A 15,524-nucleotide genomic window follows, 5' to 3' on the forward strand; every position below is an offset into this window, starting at 1 on the left:
CGAAAGCTGAATAATGCGGGCTTGAAGATAAAAAGCGCCTGATCTTTTCACTCGATTGAGGCTGTGTCGACGCTGATTACTGGCCTGCAGGGTCCGCTTTCGGATCAACAGGCACGTCACTATCGCGCTTGCGCTTGTTACCCATGCGCACCCCGATATCCATCAGGAACTGGAAAAAGCCCTCCTGATCTTCCAGCACATTGCTCCAGAACGGCGAGTGATACAGCGCAACAGCGCCATGCACCAGAGCCCAGGCGGCGCAATAGTGAAAATAGGGAGGTACGTCTTCGAGTTTGCCTTCGTTGATCCGCCCTTTGATCAACAGTGTCAGGTGCTCGAAGTTGGAGGCACGGATCTTGTGCAGTTCCTCAACCAGCTCAGGTACCTGATTGCCTTTGACAACCTTCTCTTCGAGGCGATCAAACAGACGATAACGCTGCGGGTCGCGCATGCGGAACTCGAAGTAGGCGCGCGACAGCGACTCTTTGTCTTTTTCCAGATCCGCCGAATGCAGCAACTCGTTCAAATCCCGCTCATAGTCGAGCATCAGGCGCAGATAGATTTCAGCCTTGGATTTGAAGTGTTTGTAGATGGTGCCTTTACCAATGCCCACGGCATCCGCAATCATCTCGACAGTAACGCTGTCTTCGCCCTCGTCGAGGAACAACTTAAGCGCGGTGTCGAGAATTTCCTGCTCACGGCGGCGAAACTCACGGACCTTACGAGGTTCTTTTTGCATATTGAGAAGGTCTGCACGGCTCAAAATCGAAGCTCGGTATTATGCCTAACTTGCGCGAAATTGCACGGATCATCCAACCAGGGTTCGCTAAATGCGTGGAAAGCCAGTTTCGGACGAAGACTGTCAGACAATCTTGAGTTTCACTCTGAGCAAAGAGCGGAGTCGATCTTATCGTCCGGATGCGGCCCAGACCAAGCTCGGCTCCCACAAAGGTCTGATCTCATGCGGGAGCTGAGCTTGGTCTGGGCGCATCGGACGATAAGGTGAATGCAAAACGGACTCAAGAACCCTGGCGCTATTCCAAATCTGTTTAAAAAACGTACAGAAGCGACTGGACGCCTTGCGATCCTGACCAATACTTAGTTCGTTGGCGCGACATCTCCCCCAAGTGGCGCGCCGATAAAGGTGCCGATGGATAGCGCACCTTTGTTTTACTCCTAATGGTCTTAACCCGGATTCACCCCCCAGAACCCGGGTTTTTTTTGCCTGTAATCTATCAACCCTTGAGATGGGCCAGCGGAAACAGGCGAGCAAAGTTAGCCGTTGTCATTTCAGCAAACTGCTCATAGGACTCGCCGCGCAGCATCGCCAGAAACTCGGCGACTTCTCGAACGTACTGCGGCAGGTTTGGTTTGCCGCGATAAGGAATTGGCGCGAGATACGGTGAGTCCGTTTCAACCAGTAACCGATCTGCAGGCACCTGACGCGCCACATCACGTAGCGCATCCGCATTGCGAAAAGTGACGATGCCCGAAAGAGAAATGTAGAAACCCAGGTCGAGCGCGGCCTTGGCCATCTCCCAGTCTTCGGTAAAACAGTGCAACACACCGCCTTGGGGCAGAGCGGCTTCACGCAACAGGTTCAACGTATCGGCACGTGCGCCGCGAGTATGAACAATGACGGGTTTGCCGGTGATGTTCGCCGCTTGAAGGTGCAACCGGAAAGACGCCTGCTGAAGTTCTGCTGCCTCAGGCTCGTAATGATAATCCAGCCCGGTTTCGCCGATGGCGACGACTCGCGGGTGATCCAGCTCCTTGAGCAACCAGTCCAGGGCTGGCGTTTCACCTGGCGTCAGGTCCAGCGGATGAATACCCACCGAACAATCGACATCTTCATAGCGCTCGGCGAGCGCCTTGACCGCACCCGCATTGTCGGCGCTGACGCCAATGCACAGAAAATGCCCGACACCACGCCCCCGGGCAGCCTCAAGGGCAGCATCCAGTGAACCGGAATGTTCGGCGAGGTCGAGGCGGTCAAGGTGGCAATGGGAATCTACAAGCATGAAATAAACATCTACATCGTGTGGGTAGGACGGTCGGACTTCAAAGCACCGGCCAGATAGGTTTCGATCATGGTACGCGCGGTATTGTCACCGTCATTGAACTGCACACCCACTCCAGCGGCGCGGTTACCCTGAGCGCCCTTGGGAGTGATCCATGTCACCTTGCCGGCCACCGGAATTTTCTCCGGCTCATCCATCAGATTCAGCAACATGAACACCTCATCCCCCAGCTTGTAGCTTTTGCTGGTCGGGATGAACAATCCACCATTCTTGATGAACGGCATATAAGCGGCGTAAAGAACGGCCTTGTCCTTGATAGTCAGAGACAAAATGCCATTTCGTGGACCTGAATTCAGCGGCAAGCTCATGACAACTCCTTGGTATCGGAATAAAGACAGCCGGGCAACATCTAGCGCTGGCCAGTCAATCCAGCCCACTGAACCAGCAACGCTTCAAGCAACAGCACCCGGTTCAAATTGGCCTTGGACATGACTTTCTGGCGCTGAACGAGGATCCAGTCCTGAATTTCAAGCACCCTGCCCTGCGCGGACTTCTGGGCCAGATACTGCACTACTTTGCGCATATCCTCCAATCCCAACCCTTGCTCATCTTCAGTCAATTGATAACGCAGGATCAGGTGCGACCAATCACAGAACCAGTCAAACAAAAGCAACAGAGGGATGTCTTTCCAGCCTTCCGCAAGCTGCGTCGGTGATTGTTGCTGCTTGAGCAGTTTTTTCACGCCATCCACGACCTGAGCTCGTTGCTCGCGCACACCCTGAGCCTGAAGGCTGACGGCGGCAAGCGGCGACCCCGCCGCCAGCGTGAGCAACTCAACACGCTCGCTCTCGCTGCATTCGGGCAATGCCTTTGCCAGCCAGACCAGGCTCATTTCTTCACTGGGTAACGGGCAAGCCTGTTGCACGCAACGACTTTTAACCGTCGGCAACAACCTGCTCGGCTGATGGCTGACCAGCAGCAACACGGTATTGCCTGACGGCTCCTCAAGACTTTTGAGCAAGGCATTGGCGGCATTGATGTTCATCGACTCGACCGGCTCGATCAACACGACTTTGCGGCCACCCATTTGCGCGGTCTGCACCACAAAACTCACCAGATCGCGAACCTGATCGACCTTGATCGCCTTGTCCGCCTCTTCCGGCTCCAGCACGTAGTTATCGGGGTGACTGCCCGCCGCGAGCAGCAGGCAAGACTTGCACTGACCGCACGCTTCCAGACCTTCCGGTCGCTGGCACAGCAGACTAGCCATCAGCCGCTCGGCCAACGCTCGCTTGCCAATGCCGATCGGCCCATGCAGCAGATAAGCGTGGGCGTGTTGAGCGCGACCGGCCAACTGTTGCCACAACTGCTCTTGCCAAGGGTAGGCTTCAGCCACGGTACAGACTCAACAGCTCGGGCAGCAATGCATCGAGGGATCGTTGCACTTGAGGCAGCGATTGCGCGGCGTCCACCAAACGATAACGAGCAGGTTCAGCCTTGGCACGATTCAGATAAGTGCTGCGCACCGCGTCAAAAAAGGTCCGACCTTCCTGCTCGAACCGGTCCAGTCGTCCCCGCGCCGTAGCACGCGCAAGACCCACTTCCACGGGCAAATCGAATACCAGGGTCAGGTCCGGCCGCAAAGCGCCCTGCACAAAACTTTCCAGCGTAGCGATACGCTCGTGGGACAAACCACGGCCACCGCCTTGATAGGCGTAAGTGGCATCTGTGAAACGGTCGCATAGCACGATGGCACCACGCGCCAGCGCGGGGCGAATCACTTCGGCCAGATGCTGTGCGCGGGCTGCAAACACCAGCAGCAGCTCGGTGTCGGCATGCATCGCTTCGTCGCTGGGCGCCAGCAACAGCTCGCGAATGCGTTCGGCCAGCGGGGTGCCGCCCGGCTCGCGCGTCAGCAGCACATCAATGCCTTCAGCGCGCAGTTGCGCGGCAAGGTATTCACGGTTGGTGCTTTTACCCGCACCTTCCGGACCTTCAAGGGTGATAAACAGGCCGGTCACAGGCTGTACTCAGTAAGATTCATTGTGATTTTTGCTCGCTCGGGGCAGCGCTTTCTTCAGATTTGGAGGCGTCTGTCGTTGCAGGGTCAGGCTCGACCGGCGGGACTGGCTCAGCGGGTGTGGCCGGTACAACAGGGGGCGCGACGGGAGCCGGGCTTGATCGGTAGTCGGCACGACGCTTGAGCTGAAACTCACGAACCGCAGCGTTGTGCGCATCCAGGTCGTTGGAAAACACGTGACTGCCATCGCCTCTGGCGACGAAGTAAAGACTGCTGCCTGCCACAGGATTGAGCGCCGCGTGAATCGCTTCACGCCCTACCAATGAGATAGGCGTGGGCGGCAAGCCGGTAATGACATAAGTGTTGTAAGGCGTAGGCTCTTTCAAGTGAGCACGGGTGAGCTTGCCGTTATAGCGCTCACCGAGACCGTAGATCACGGTCGGGTCGGTCTGCAGCAACATCCCGAGAGCCAACCGGCGAACGAATACCCCGGCAATCTGCCCGCGCTCCTGCGGAACGCCGGTTTCCTTTTCAACCAGCGACGCCATGATCAGCGCTTGATAAGGGTCGGCATAAGGCACATCTGCTGCACGCTTCGCCCACTCGTCATTCAGCACCTCATCGAGGCGCTTGTAAGCTTGTTTGAGGATCTCGGCGTCGGTCATGCCACGCACGTAGCGGTACGTGTCAGGGAAGAACCGACCTTCGGGAAAGACGTCCGGGTGACCGATTTTGGCCATCAACTCCGAGTCCGTCAGATTTCCCAATGTTTGCTCAAGCTTGGCCTGCTTACCCAGCGCTGCACGCACTTGCCGGAAATTCCAGCCTTCGACCAGGGTCAGGCTGTATTGTACGACTTCGCCACGCTGCCACAGCGCGAGCAAGGATTGCGCATCCATACCCGGCGTCATGCGGTATTCGCCGCTGTGCAAAGCCTCATCCGACAGGTTAAAGCGCCAGTAAAGTCGCAGCCAGAAAGCATCCTTGATCACACCGTCGGCTTGCAAACGGTTGAGCAGACCGCCTGGCGTAGAACCGGCAGGAACGTCGAGCATCTGTTCCTGGGTAACGTTCAAGGGCTGATGCAACGCCTCGTTCTGCTGCCAATAGGCAAAACCCAGCCCAAGACCAGCCAGGACCAGACCCGTTTCCAGCAACAGCAAAAATTTTCGAATCACTAAGCGATATCCAGAAGGGCAACAGCTGTGCGCTGCAGTTTACGGGTGAGCGGCCCAACCGGCCAGCTCAGCTGTTCGAAGCCATGTACCGGCCAGATGCCATAGACACTGTTACAGACAAATACTTCGTCAGCGTGTTCCAGATCAGCCATCTGCAGGTCACGAACATCGACCTGTATCCCGAGCGCCGGCGCCTGCTCCAGCAGGGCAGCACGCATCACTCCGGCTACACCGGCGCGACTCAGATCAGCCGTTATCAACAGGCCATCACGGACAATGAACAGATTGCTGTAAACCCCTTCAATAACGCGCCCGGAGGTATCACGCATCAGCCCCTCGGCAAACTCGGGGCTCTGCCATTCCGAGCGGGCAAGCACCTGCTCAAGACGATTCAAATGCTTCAAGCCCGCCAACAAAGGCTGTTCGGCCAGACGAGTGACGCAAGGAAACAGACGAACACCCAGCTCTGCATGAGCGGCAGGATAGGCAGGCAGTGGACCGCCCTGAAGAATTCTTAGCGGCCGGGAATGTGGATCAGGGGCATAGCCGCGCTGACTGTCGCCACGGGAAAGAATCAGTTTCATGACGCCATCGCCGAGCTGCGCGGCAAAAGCCAGCAGCTCGTCACGAATCAGAAAATGATCAGCCGTAATGCGGAGACGATCACAGCCTCGTTGCAAGCGCTGCAGGTGCTGATCCAGTAGCGATGGCCGCCCTGCCCTTACAGCGACGGTCTCAAACAGACCATCACCGTAAGCAAGGCCTCTATTCCTGACAGAAAGCGTGTCGGCCGGACGTCCATCTATCCAGCCTGACATCACTCGGCGAACCGGCGGAACACCAGTGAGCCGTTGGTTCCGCCAAAACCGAAGGAGTTGGAGATCACCACGTCGATTGGCATGTTGCGCGCCTCATGTGGCACGAAGTCCAGATCGCAACCTTCACCTGGCTCATCCAGGTTGATGGTCGGTGGCGCCACCTGACCGTTAATGGCCAGCACGCTGAAAATAGCTTCAACGGCACCGGCCGCACCCAATAGGTGACCGGTCATGGATTTGGTGGAACTGACCGCCAGCTTGTAAGCGTGGTCGCCAAATACACTCTTGATTGCATTGGCTTCAGCAAGGTCGCCCGCCATGGTCGAGGTGCCGTGGGCATTGATGTACTGAACCTGATCAGTGTTGACCTGAGCATCCTTCAGCGCATTACGAATGCAGCGCGCAGCACCGGCGCCATCGTCTGGCGGCGAAGTCATGTGGTAAGCGTCGCCGCTCATACCAAAGCCGATCAGCTCGGCATAAATCGTCGCGCCACGTGCCTTGGCATGCTCCAGTTCTTCAAGAACAAGGGCACCGGAACCGTCAGACAGTACAAAACCATCACGGCCTTTGTCCCAGGGACGACTGGCGCGGGTCGGATCGTCATTGCGGGTCGACAGCGCCCGGGAAGCACCAAAGCCGCCCATACCCAGCCCACAGGCTGCCATTTCGGCACCGCCAGCGATCATCACATCGGCTTCGCCGTAGGCAATATTGCGTGCAGCCATGCCAATGCAATGCGTGCCGGTGGTGCAAGCCGTTGCAATGGCATAGTTAGGCCCCTGTGCGCCCAGATGGATCGACAGGAAACCGGAAATCATGTTGATAATCGAACCAGGTACGAAAAACGGCGAAATACGCCCAGGCCCCTGCTCATGCAGAGAACGGCTGTTGTTTTCGATATTGGTCAGGCCTCCGATTCCAGAACCCATGGCAACGCCAATGCGCTCACGGTTTGCATCGGTGACTTCCAGGCCGGAATTACGCACAGCCTGAAAGCTGGCAGCGAGACCGTACTGGATGAATAGATCGAGCCTGCGAGCCTCTTTGGGCGCCAGATACTCTTCGACGTTGAAGCCCTTGATCGAACCGCCAAAGCGGGTCGTGTAAGCCGAAAGGTCTGTGTGTTCGATAAGGTTAATGCCACTGCGACCAGCCAGAATACCCTGCCAACTGCTCGGCACATCCGTACCCAATGGCGACAGCATACCCATACCGGTGACCACGACGCGTCTACGCGACACAGGACTCTCCTTTTCTCTCATTGACTACACAGGACATCGTTTTAAAGAAAAAACCGCACGCCGGTAAGGCAGTGCGGTTTTTCCCATGACCCAGCAACGATTACTAAATGTTACGCCTGGTGGGCAGTAACGTAATCGATAGCAGCTTGAACAGTGGTGATCTTCTCGGCTTCTTCGTCAGGGATTTCGGTCTCGAATTCCTCTTCCAGAGCCATTACCAGCTCAACGGTGTCAAGGGAGTCGGCACCCAGGTCTTCAACGAAGGAAGCAGTGTTAACCACTTCCTCTTGTTTGACGCCAAGTTGCTCGGCAACGATTTTCTTGACGCGCTCTTCGATGGTGCTCATACCGTGTTTTAACTCCTAGTGGACAAATTCAGGCAGCTGGCCGATGGGTAAGTGTATAGAAGAGGATTTGCGTATTTCAAGCTAAACGCAATTTCCGATACGCCCATCACCCTCTGCCCATTAAAAGATTTCAGCTTTATAACGGATTTTAGACAGCCCGTATTACATTTTTTTGAAACGGGCGATCACATATACATGCCGCCGTTAACGGGGATTGTAGCCCCGGTAACGTAGCCTGCACCTTCCGAGGCAAGAAAAGCGACAACATGCGCAATCTCTTCTGCCTGCCCCAGGCGACCCAGAGGAATCTGTGCCGTCAGGGAATCTCGTTGCGCCTGGGGTAGCTCACGGGTCATATCGGTGTCGATAAAGCCGGGAGTTACCGAGTTCACGGTTACCGCACGCGAACCCACTTCACGCGCCAGGGCGCGACTGAAACCTTCCAGACCCGCTTTTGCGGCGGCATAGTTTACTTGGCCTGCGTTGCCCATGGCACCCACAACAGAACCAATACTGATGATTCGACCCCAACGCGCCTTGGTCATGCCGCGCAAAACGCCCTTGGACAGACGGAAAAGGCTGTTCAGGTTGGTGTTGACGACATCATTCCACTCGTCGTCTTTCATGCGCATCATCAGGTTGTCACGGGTGATGCCGGCATTGTTGACCAGAATCAGTGGCGCACCCACGCGCTCCTGAATCTGCGACAGCACGGAATCCACGGATTCGGCGTTGCAGACATCCAGCATAAGGCCAAAGCCTTCGATGCCGTTTTCCTTGAACGTCGCGCTGATGCGCTCGGCACCGGACTCGGAAGTCGCGGTCCCGACAACAACGGCGCCATTACGACCCAATTCCAGGGCAATGGCTTGACCGATACCACGACTGGCACCGGTCACCAGTGCAACTTTACCTTGCAGGCTCATGCAAGCTCTCCTAATCAGGCCAGTGCCGCACGGGCGGCGGCGTAGGCGTCTGGGGTATCCAGGTTGTAGGTCGTCACGCCTTCGGCGCAACGCTTGTTCAGACCAGCCAGGACTTTGCCCGGGCCACACTCAATCAACTGGGTAGCGCCATTTGCAGCCAAAGCCTGGATCGACTCGACCCAACGGACCGGCTTGTACAACTGTTGCAGCAAATCGGTTTTCAACGTGGCCAGATCAGTCACGACACTGGCGCTGACGTTCTGCACCAATGGAATTTGCGGCGCCTGCCACTCGATCGCTTCGATCGATTCAGCAAAACGCTCGGCCGCAGGACGCATCAACTCACAGTGCGACGGAACGCTGACCGGCAATGGCAGGGCACGTTTTGCGCCACGCGCCTTGCACAGCTCCATGGCACGCTTCACCGCTTCGGCGGAACCGGCGATGACGACCTGGCCCGGCGAGTTGAAATTGACCGCGCTGACCACTTCGCCCTGAGCCGCTTCGGCGCAGGCAGCGATAACATCGGCATCATCCAGGCCAAGAATGGCAGCCATGCCGCCCTGACCGGCCGGAACGGCTTCCTGCATCAACTGCCCCCGACGCTCTACCAGCTTGACTGCGTCAGCCAGGCTCAGACTCTGTGCCGCAACCAGCGCGCTGTACTCACCCAGACTGTGACCGGCAACAAAAGCAGGAACAGCGCCGCCCTCAGCCAGCCATACATGCCACAGGGCAACAGAAGCGGTAAGAATGGCCGGCTGGGTCTTGTCGGTCTGATTGAGCGACTCCACCGGACCTTCCTGAGTCAGCGCCCAGAGGTCATAACCCAAGGCATCGGATGCCTGCGCGAAAGTATCGAGGATCAAAGGATGCTGTGCGCCCTGATCGGCAAGCATGCCGAGCGATTGCGATCCTTGACCCGGAAAGACGAATGCGAGGGATGCAGACATTAAACAAGCCCCTGATTATTGTCGTCGAAATAAACGCCCGGCCTTGGCCGAGCGCGAGAAATTCTAATTACAGCCACTTGCCGATTTTGATGACCGGTCAGTCAGCAGCGTCACATTCTAGCGGAGATGAACCGCAAACGTCGCCAGAGAAAGCCTATAACAACTCTCCAAGGCGCCCATGCAAGCGTTGCGGCAGGTTTTCCTGAATCTCGATCAGCGCCCGCTGAATCGCACTTTGAAAGCCTTGCATACTGGCAGAGCCGTGACTCTTTACCACAATGCCTTGCAACCCAAGAAAACTCGCACCGTTGTGCCGGGCAGGCGCCAGATCTGCCTGTAAACGCTTTAGCAAGGGCATCGCCAGTGCGCCAACCGCCCTGGACAACACATTTTGCCTGAACAAGGTTTCAATTCGCGCAGAGATCATGCTCGCCAACCCTTCGCTGGACTTCAGCACGATATTGCCGACAAAGCCGTCACAAACGACGACATCTGCCTCACCGCGATACAATCCGTCACCTTCGACAAAGCCTGTGTAGTTCAAGCCCGGAGCAGCCTGCAAAAGGCTCGCCGCCAGTTTGACCTGCTGATTGCCCTTGATGTCCTCGGTCCCGACGTTGAGCAGCGCGACCTTTGGCCGCACCACACCCAGCGCCTCAGCCGCCACCGATCCCATCACTGCAAACTGATAGAGATTTTCGGCACTGCAATCGACGTTCGCCCCCAAATCCAGCAACTGGCAGTAACCGCGCTGGGTTGGAATGGCTGCAACCATGGCTGGCCGATCAATCCCCGGGAGGGTTTTCAGCACAAAACGCGAGAGCGCCATCAAGGCTCCCGTGTTACCGGCACTGACGCAGGCTTGAGCCTGACCACTCGCCACCATATCAAGCGCCACACGCATCGAAGAGTCAGGCTTGCCACGCAATGCCTGAGAAGGCCGCTCGTCCATGGCAATCACTTCGCTGGCGTTCACAACGCGCAGACGTGAGCGATCCACACCTGAATGGCGGGAGATCAGTTCTTCAATAAGGGGGGCTTGACCCACAAGGATCAGATGAAGCGAGGGCGTAGCAGTCAGGCACGCGAGGCTAGCCTGAACAATGTTGCGGGGACCGAAGTCCCCGCCCATTGCGTCGATCGCGATGATCGGAGCGGACAAGAAATTACTCGTCAGCGCCCTTGTCGATCACTTTACGACCACGATAAACACCTTCCGGCGAAACGTGGTGACGCAGGTGAATTTCACCAGTGGTCTTTTCTACCGACAGAGTGCTTGCCTCAAGAGCGTCGTGCGAACGACGCATGTCACGGGCAGAGCGGGATTTTTTGTTCTGCTGAACAGCCATAATTGATTAACTCCTAAACGTTTGGGTCACGCTTTAACTGCGCCAATACACTGAACGGGTTGGACCGCGTTACCTCGTCCACGCTCGGTTCGGGCTCATCGAGACCCGCCGGCTGCTGGCATTCTTCCGGATGATGAGCAGGCACAATGGGCAAGGCGAGCAAAAGCTCCTCCTCGATCAATGCCAGCAGATCCAATGGATCTTCGCCCAGTTCCAGCACGTCATAACCTTTCGGTAACGACTGGGTATTCGCACCCTCCTTCACCACGGCGTAACTGCACTCGCTGTGGATCGGCAGGGTGACCAGCTCAAGACAACGCTGGCAAACCATTTTGACTTCGACGTCGATCACACTGTGGATAACCACGGAGCGACGTTCGTCACGCTCAAAAATGAATTTGGCCTGCACCGTACCGACGGTGTCGGAAAGCGGGTCGCAGAGTCTCTCCAAATCAGCCAGCAGCACTTCACCTTGAAGGGTAGTGCCACGATCAGCCAATTTGCGCGGGTCAACGTGAGGTGGAATCGGGTCATTCAACATAGGCGCAGCATTCTAGGGACGACCCCAAGGCATGTCAAAGGAAATTCAGGCCAATAATCCTGCACAAGACTGATTAGAATCAGTTTTCACTTTCCGGAGAACCGCATGTTGCCTTTACTCCTCGCTTCCAGCTCACCTTATCGCCGGGAATTGCTCGCCAGACTGCGCCTGCCGTTCGTCTGCGCTTCGCCTGATATCGATGAAAGCCACCGACCTGACGAGGGCGCAGTGGAGCTGGTCCGCCGCCTCGCTGAAGAGAAAGCCCGCGCGCTTGCAATCGAGTATCCCGGATATTTGATCATTGGCTCTGACCAGGTCGCTGTGCTGGATGGCGAGATTCTTGGCAAGCCTCATACGTTCGAACGTGCGCGAGATCAGTTGAGCAATGCCAGTGGGTCTAGCGTGACCTTCCTGACTGGTCTGGCGCTTTTTAATAGTTCGACAGGGCGGTGTCAGGTTGATCATGTGCCGTTCACGGTTCATATGCGCACTCTGGACCAGGCCAGTATCGAGCGTTATTTGCACGCGGAGCAGCCGTATGACTGCGCGGGTAGTTTCAAGGCTGAGGGGTTGGGTGTCAGTCTGTTTCGGAGTACTGAGGGGAGTGATGCTACGAGTTTGGTCGGTCTGCCGCTGATTCGGTTGGTGGATATGCTTATAAAGGAAGGTGTGCAGGTGCCTTGATCAGGCGTCGAATCTCGCGCGCCTAGTGATTGCTGTGTACATATCCTTTACCGCGGGCGTGGCTGATATTGGTTGCGCCCTTACGGCGCGTCACTGTTGGGGCCCAAAAGTAACCAAAAGGCTCTTGCCCCACCACTTGGCGCCTCGCTGTCGCTCGGCATACCCGAACACAGATCCTGAACCGTGGGCCGCCGCAACGGGCCATCCATGGCCCAATGCGGCTAACCCGGCGTCCTGCCGGGCTACCCACGGCTCAGAATCTGCGTTCGGCCAGCGTGGTTTAACGGGGCGCGTCAGATCAAAATCAAAAGCGTGGCGACCTGATAGCCGACCTGCTTGCTTGAGTTTGAGGTGTTGCAGATAGCCGACACGACCTACGACCCAATAAAAAACCCGACCAATGGTCGGGTTTTGTCGGCTACGCCTCGCAATCAGCGAAGCGTCGGCCCTTTGAAGCCGGCCCACATTGCGATTTGGTCAGCTACGCTGGCGCCCAGTTTTTTCGAGAAGCGATCAAACGGGGATTCCTGAACGGTGAAGTCGACCATTTCTTTTTCGCCGATTACTTCACGTGCGACGTAGCTGGAGCTGCCCAGGCCGTCGATCAGGCCCAGCGGCAGGGCTTGTTCGCCCGTCCAGACCAGCCCGGAGAACAGTTCAGGATGATCTTTATCCTTCAGACGGTCGCCGCGACCCTGTTTCACGCTGGCGATGAACTGACGATGAGTCGTGTCCAGCACGCTCTGCCAGAAGGCGGTTTCGTCTTCTTTCTGCGGCTGAAACGGATCGAGGAACGACTTGTGCTCGCCCGACGTGTAGGTTCGACGATCCACACCCAGCTTTTCCATTGCACCGACAAAGCCGAAGCCTGCCGCGGTGACGCCGATGGATCCCACCAGACTGGCCTTGTCGGCGTAGATCTGGTCAGCGGCGCTGGCAATGTAATAGGCGCCCGAAGCTCCAAGGTCGGTGATCACGGCGTAGACCTTGATCTCCGGCTTTTCGGCACGCAAGCGACGAATCTCATCGGCAACGTAGCCCGACTGCACAGGGCTACCGCCCGGGCTGTTGATGCGCAGGATCACGCCTTTGGTTTTCGGGTCTTCGAACGCCGCACGCAGGCTGCCAACGATGTTATCGGCGCTGGCAGGCTCCTTGTCGGCGATCATACCTTCGATCTGGATCAGCGCGGTGTGATGCGCACTGCCAGAAGCACTCTTCTCGAAATCGCCCAACGGCGTGAACAGGAATAATGCCGTGATCAGATAAAGGAAGGTCAGGCACTTGAAGAAAATCCCCCAGCGACGCGAGCGACGCTGCTCCTGGATGCCTGCCAACAAGGTTTTTTCCAGCAACTTCCAGCTCTTCGCATCAGCCTTGCTGTCTGCGAGCTCATCCTTGTCCTGCGAAACCGGTGCTTTCCATTCGTCCGACATTTATTTACGACCCCAACAATGAAGACTGACGACTGCGATCACCCAGCCAGGTGCGCAACTCGCAAAAATGCTCGATAGCCAGACGCGGCTCGTAAGTACGCAACGAATCCAGTGACTGCGCGCCGTAGCCGACAGCCACTGAATCCATACCTGCATTACGCGCCATCAACAGATCGAAAGAAGAATCACCCACCATCAACGCCCGCCCCGGCTCAACCCCGCAATGCTGCAGGATTTCATTGAGCATTAGCGGATCAGGCTTGCTGGCGGTTTCATCCGCAGCGCGGGTGATGTCGAAATAATCGAGCCAGTCATGCGCCTTGAGTACGCGATCAAGGCCGCGACGCGCCTTGCCCGTCGCTACGGCCATCTTGTAACCCTCGGCGCGCCAGCCTTCAATGGATTCGCGCACTGCCTCGAACAAAGGCGAAGCGACGTCGTTATCCATGGCCATATAGCTGTCGGCGTAATGCTGACGGAAGTCGATCAGGTCATTGGCCGTGATATCCGGATAAAGCGTTCGAATCGCTTCGGGCAGCCCCAGACCGATAATGCCTTTGATGGCCAGCTCATCACGCTCCGGCCTGCCGCTTTCTACAGCTGCGGCGCGCATGGCGGCGACGATACGACCAATGGAGTCGGCCAGCGTGCCGTCCCAGTCGAAAATCAACAAATCGTACTTCGATGATTCAAAATCAGGTCGCACTCAAACGCTCCACGGTCTTGGCCCACATCTCATCCACGGGTGCCTGCAATTTAAGCTCGCCACCATCCTGCAGTGGCACGGTCAGCATGTAAGCATGCAAGAACAAGCGCTTGCCGCCCAGGTCACGAATCTCGCGACTGAAGTCTTCGTCGCCGTATTTGGTATCACCTGCAATTGCGTGCCCCGCATGCAGCGTGTGCACGCGAATCTGGTGAGTACGGCCGGTCACCGGCTTGGCCTCGACCATAGTGGCGAAGTCACCGAAGCGGCGCAGCACTTTGAAAATCGTCAGTGCCTCCTTGCCTTCATCATTGACCTCGACCATGCGCTCGCCGGAACGCAGATTACTTTTGAGCAACGGAGCACTGACGCGCTTCTGGGCGGTATCCCAACGACCGCGCACCAACGCCATGTAGCGCTTGTCGACGCCGTCGCCGCGCAAGGCCTCGTGCAGGTGGCGCAACATGCTGCGCTTCTTGGCAATCATCAGCAGCCCGGAAGTGTCGCGATCCAGGCGGTGCACCAGCTCCAGCTCCTTGGCATCCGGACGCATCTGCCGGAACGCCTCGATAACACCGAAGTTCAGGCCGCTGCCGCCATGTACTGCAATACCTGCGGGCTTGTTAAGCACGATCAGCGCCTTGTCCTCGTAGACAATCGCCGCTTCAAGGCGCTGCAGAAGCCCCTGAGCAACAGGCACAGGTTCATCCCGCTCAGGCACGCGCACCGGCGGAACCCGGATGATGTCGCCTGCCTGCAACTTGTACTCGGGCTTGATCCGCCCCTTGTTCACCCGCACTTCGCCTTTGCGCAAGATGCGGTAGATCAAGGTCTTGGGCACGCCTTTGAGGAAAGTGACAAGAAAGTTATCGATACGTTGACCGGCATATTCCGGCGCAACCTCTACCAGCTGGACGCCGGGGGTTGGAGGGGTGATATTCGTCATGGCGCAAATCATAACAATTTTTTATGGATTTGAAGCACTTAATGATTGCTGCTATAGTCGCGAACGCCGCCAAAAGCGGCCTGGACAGCGGACAAACGGTTTATGACCGGCCCTGCCCTACGCAATTCACGAGGACGCGAGGCCGTCCTACGGGGCTTTCGGTGACAACGGATTGGCTGCAAACGTAACAAGCGCAGGTGACATGAGGCCTGATAGACGCCAGATCGCAGAGTTATCACTCGCCTTCAGAGCTAAAAAATCACGGCCAGTTCACAAAGTGCAGTCGTTTACAGACGCTCCGAGCGAATGTTTCGGAAACAAACGCCTTAAGCCATGATGCGCGACCCTCCCTCTG

General features: G+C 56.9%; 18 protein-coding genes. 1 reads left to right on the forward strand and 17 read right to left on the reverse strand.

Translation table 11 applies throughout. The features are described from left to right. Positions 1-76 precede the first annotated feature (76 nt). The 14 genes from AUC61_RS18970 to AUC61_RS19035 form a co-directional block, all read right to left on the reverse strand. Positions 77-739, reverse strand: a complete 663-nt coding sequence (locus AUC61_RS18970; RefSeq protein ID WP_243247706.1) for a TetR/AcrR family transcriptional regulator — start codon at positions 737-739, stop codon at positions 77-79. Positions 740-1,235: 496 nt separating this feature from the next. Further along, positions 1,236-2,021, reverse strand: a complete 786-nt coding sequence (locus AUC61_RS18975) for a TatD family hydrolase (RefSeq protein WP_243247707.1) — start codon at positions 2,019-2,021, stop codon at positions 1,236-1,238. A gap of 11 nt (positions 2,022-2,032) precedes the next feature. After that, a complete protein-coding gene (locus tag AUC61_RS18980) occupies positions 2,033-2,389 on the reverse strand; it encodes a PilZ domain-containing protein (protein WP_243247708.1) in 357 nt (118 codons plus the stop codon). Positions 2,390-2,430: 41 nt separating this feature from the next. After that, positions 2,431-3,417 (reverse strand): DNA polymerase III subunit delta', encoded by a 987-nt coding sequence (locus AUC61_RS18985; protein ID WP_243247709.1) that lies wholly within the window; start codon positions 3,415-3,417, stop codon positions 2,431-2,433. Further along, the gene (tmk, locus tag AUC61_RS18990) at positions 3,410-4,042 is read right to left on the reverse strand and encodes a dTMP kinase (protein ID WP_243247710.1); all 633 of its coding nucleotides are present in this window, start codon (positions 4,040-4,042) and stop codon (positions 3,410-3,412) included. The genes AUC61_RS18985 and tmk overlap by 8 nt, the downstream gene beginning before the upstream one ends. A gap of 19 nt (positions 4,043-4,061) precedes the next feature. Further along, entirely contained in the window at positions 4,062-5,219 is a 1,158-nt protein-coding gene (gene mltG / locus AUC61_RS18995) for an endolytic transglycosylase MltG (protein WP_243247711.1), read from the reverse strand. Then, entirely contained in the window at positions 5,219-6,037 is an 819-nt protein-coding gene (gene pabC / locus AUC61_RS19000; RefSeq protein WP_243247712.1) for an aminodeoxychorismate lyase, read from the reverse strand. The genes mltG and pabC overlap by 1 nt, the downstream gene beginning before the upstream one ends. After that, positions 6,037-7,281 carry a beta-ketoacyl-ACP synthase II gene (gene fabF / locus AUC61_RS19005; RefSeq protein WP_122664938.1) on the reverse strand — a complete coding sequence of 415 codons (1,245 nt, stop codon included), beginning with the start codon at positions 7,279-7,281 and terminating at the stop codon, positions 6,037-6,039. The genes pabC and fabF overlap by 1 nt, the downstream gene beginning before the upstream one ends. Positions 7,282-7,391: 110 nt before the next feature. Then, complete coding sequence (gene acpP, locus AUC61_RS19010) at positions 7,392-7,628, reverse strand: acyl carrier protein (RefSeq protein WP_007253394.1); 237 nt, start codon at positions 7,626-7,628, stop codon at positions 7,392-7,394. 185 nt (positions 7,629-7,813) lie between these two features. Further along, the gene (fabG, locus tag AUC61_RS19015) at positions 7,814-8,554 is read right to left on the reverse strand and encodes a 3-oxoacyl-ACP reductase FabG (protein ID WP_122664939.1); all 741 of its coding nucleotides are present in this window, start codon (positions 8,552-8,554) and stop codon (positions 7,814-7,816) included. A 14-nt stretch (positions 8,555-8,568) separates the two neighbouring features. Continuing rightward, the gene (fabD, locus tag AUC61_RS19020) at positions 8,569-9,507 is read right to left on the reverse strand and encodes an ACP S-malonyltransferase (RefSeq protein WP_243247713.1); all 939 of its coding nucleotides are present in this window, start codon (positions 9,505-9,507) and stop codon (positions 8,569-8,571) included. 154 nt (positions 9,508-9,661) lie between these two features. After that, positions 9,662-10,669 (reverse strand): phosphate acyltransferase PlsX, encoded by a 1,008-nt coding sequence (gene plsX / locus AUC61_RS19025; protein WP_243247714.1) that lies wholly within the window; start codon positions 10,667-10,669, stop codon positions 9,662-9,664. 4 nt (positions 10,670-10,673) lie between these two features. Next, positions 10,674-10,856, reverse strand: coding sequence for a 50S ribosomal protein L32 (gene rpmF, locus AUC61_RS19030; protein ID WP_002552688.1), 183 nt, complete (start codon positions 10,854-10,856; stop codon positions 10,674-10,676). Between the two features lie 13 nt (positions 10,857-10,869). Then, positions 10,870-11,397, reverse strand: coding sequence for a YceD family protein (locus AUC61_RS19035; RefSeq protein WP_243247715.1), 528 nt, complete (start codon positions 11,395-11,397; stop codon positions 10,870-10,872). Positions 11,398-11,502: 105 nt separating this feature from the next. On the opposite strand from AUC61_RS19035, the gene AUC61_RS19040 reads away from it, so the two are divergent. Continuing rightward, complete coding sequence (locus AUC61_RS19040; RefSeq protein ID WP_243247716.1) at positions 11,503-12,081, forward strand: Maf family protein; 579 nt, start codon at positions 11,503-11,505, stop codon at positions 12,079-12,081. A 431-nt stretch (positions 12,082-12,512) separates the two neighbouring features. On the opposite strand, the gene AUC61_RS19045 is transcribed toward AUC61_RS19040, so the two are convergent. From AUC61_RS19045 to rluC, 3 genes are read right to left on the reverse strand one after another with little or no spacing between them, the layout of a single operon-like run. Beyond that, entirely contained in the window at positions 12,513-13,517 is a 1,005-nt protein-coding gene (locus AUC61_RS19045) for a S49 family peptidase (protein ID WP_122664944.1), read from the reverse strand. 4 nt (positions 13,518-13,521) lie between these two features. Continuing rightward, positions 13,522-14,223 (reverse strand): HAD-IA family hydrolase, encoded by a 702-nt coding sequence (locus AUC61_RS19050; RefSeq protein WP_243247717.1) that lies wholly within the window; start codon positions 14,221-14,223, stop codon positions 13,522-13,524. Continuing rightward, entirely contained in the window at positions 14,213-15,169 is a 957-nt protein-coding gene (gene rluC, locus AUC61_RS19055; RefSeq protein WP_027901075.1) for a 23S rRNA pseudouridine(955/2504/2580) synthase RluC, read from the reverse strand. Before rluC ends, AUC61_RS19050 begins: the two co-directional genes overlap by 11 nt. Positions 15,170-15,524: the final 355 nt, after the last annotated feature.

The organism is Pseudomonas maioricensis (genome assembly GCF_022790535.1).
GTDB classification, from domain to species: Bacteria; Pseudomonadota; Gammaproteobacteria; order Pseudomonadales; family Pseudomonadaceae; genus Aquipseudomonas; species Aquipseudomonas maioricensis.